3 protein-coding genes are annotated in these 1,834 nt (G+C 64.4%); 1 reads left to right on the plus strand and 2 read right to left on the minus strand.

Translation table 11 applies throughout. The features are described 5' to 3' along the window. Both EOA38_RS35460 and EOA38_RS35465 read right to left on the minus strand, forming a co-directional pair. The coding region (locus EOA38_RS35460) for an asparaginase (protein WP_189435140.1) at positions 1-195 on the minus strand (195 nt) is incomplete at its 3' end. A 30-nt stretch (positions 196-225) separates the two neighbouring features. Beyond that, complete coding sequence (locus EOA38_RS35465; RefSeq protein ID WP_127301408.1) at positions 226-1,392, minus strand: acetyl-CoA acetyltransferase; 1,167 nt, start codon at positions 1,390-1,392, stop codon at positions 226-228. Between the two features lie 187 nt (positions 1,393-1,579). Between EOA38_RS35465 and EOA38_RS35470 the strand changes: the two genes are divergently transcribed. Beyond that, a partial coding sequence (locus tag EOA38_RS35470; protein WP_127301409.1) for a TetR family transcriptional regulator occupies positions 1,580-1,834 on the plus strand: 255 nt, incomplete at its 3' end.

Here is a 1,834-nt window from a genome sequence, read left to right on the forward strand (position 1 = left end):
GGCGTCGGCCGCACCGCTTTCGACCAGCGGCAGAGCCTGGATCGCCTTCACCGCCGAGCGCGGGAACACCGGGCGCGCCGTGTCGCCGATCTCCAGAACCGCCTTGCCGTCGGCATCGAAGACAGAAACAGCGCCGCGATGGGCGCTTTCGACCACCGCGCCGCGCAGAACCTCGACCAGAACCGGATTACTCATGGCTTCCCCGCAATGAAATGCGGGCCGCTTCTACCTGATCCGATCGAGGATGGAAACGTAATTGGCGACGGCAGCGCCACCCATGTTGAAGATGCCGCCCAGTTTAGCTCCCGGCACCTGGATGCCGCCGGCCTCGCCGGTCAATTGCATCGCGGTGAGCACATGCATCGACACGCCGGTGGCGCCGATCGGATGGCCCTTGGCCTTCAATCCGCCGGAAGGGTTGACCGGCAGCCGGCCGTCCTTGGCCGTCGTGCCGTCGAGCGCGAGCTTAGCGCCCTCGCCGGGCTTGGCCAGACCCATCGCCTCATATTCGATGAGCTCGGCAATGGTGAAGCAGTCATGCGTCTCGACGAAGGAAAGGTCGTCGAGCGTGACGCCAGCCTTCTTCAGCGCCTGCTCCCAGGCACGCTCGCAGCCTTCGAAGGCAAGGATGTCGCGCTTCGACATCGGCAGGAAATCCTGGACGTGCTCATTGGCGCGGAAGGTGACGGCGCGGCGCATTCTCAGCGCTGTCGCGGTGTCGGTGAGCACCAGCGCCGCGGCGCCGTCCGAGACCAGCGAGCAATCGGTGCGCTTCAGCGGACCGGCGACAAACGGGTTCTTCTCGCTTTCCTGGCGGCAGAACTCGTAGCCGAAATCCTTGCGCATCTGGGCATAGGGGTTGTCGACGCCGTTCTTGTGGTTCTTGGCGGCGATCATGGCAAGCGCGTCCGACTGGTCGCCATAGCGCTGGAAATAGGCATGCGCGATCTTGCCGAAGACACCGGCGAAACCCGCCGGCGTGTCGCCCTCCTCCGGCAGATAGGACGCCTTGAGCAGGTTCTTGCCGATCTCCGGACCGGGCGTGGTCGTCATCTGCTCGGCGCCGACCACCAGCACGATGCGGGCAGCGTTGGCATCGATGGCGCGGATGCCCTGCCTGACGGCGGCCGAGCCGGTGGCGCAGGCATTCTCGACGCGGGTCGCCGGCTTGAAGCGCAGCCGGTCATCAGCCTGCAGCACCAGGCTCGCGGTGAAATCCTGCGGGGAAAAGCCGGCGTTGAAATGGCCAAGCACGATCTCGTCGACGTCGTCGGGACCGATGCCGGCATGGTCGAGCGCGTCCACGGCGACCTTGGTTATCAGGCCCTCCAGCGTCTCTCCTTCGAGCTTGCCGAAGCGCGAATGCGCCCAGCCGACGATGCATGCGGTCATGGCAGCCTCCATTTGCCGCGAGCCTAGCACGTCCCGTCGCGGCCGGTTACTCAATATTGTTCAATAGTGAACTTTTTTCCAGTCCCATGGATGGGCCAGAGCGACACGATCGGTTGATCCCAGGTCGGAATTTTTTGTTGATTGATCCGTCAATAAAAAATAATCTCATGCCAAACGGACCCCCCAAATGCCGAAAATCGGAATGGAGCCACTGCGCCGCAAGGCGCTCATCGACGCGACGATCTCGGCGATCGGCGAGCGCGGCTCGCTGGACGTGACCATGTCGGAGATCGCCGGCCGCGCCGGCGTGTCGTCTGCGCTCGCGCATCACTATTTCGGCGCCAAGGACGAGCTGCTGTTCGCAACGATGCGGCACATCCTCGCCGAGCTGAATGCCGATACGAGGCGCGCGTTTCGTCCCGCCGCCACGCCGCGCCAGCGC

It is taken from the genome of Mesorhizobium sp. M1E.F.Ca.ET.041.01.1.1, assembly GCF_003997355.1.
Lineage (GTDB): Bacteria > Pseudomonadota > Alphaproteobacteria > Rhizobiales > Rhizobiaceae > Mesorhizobium.

Excerpts from the sequence above, each read along its gene's own strand:
- EOA38_RS35465 (WP_127301408.1), bottom strand. The coding sequence starts at position 1,392 with ATGACCGCATGCATCGTCGGCTGGGCGCATTCGCGCTTCGGCAAGCTC.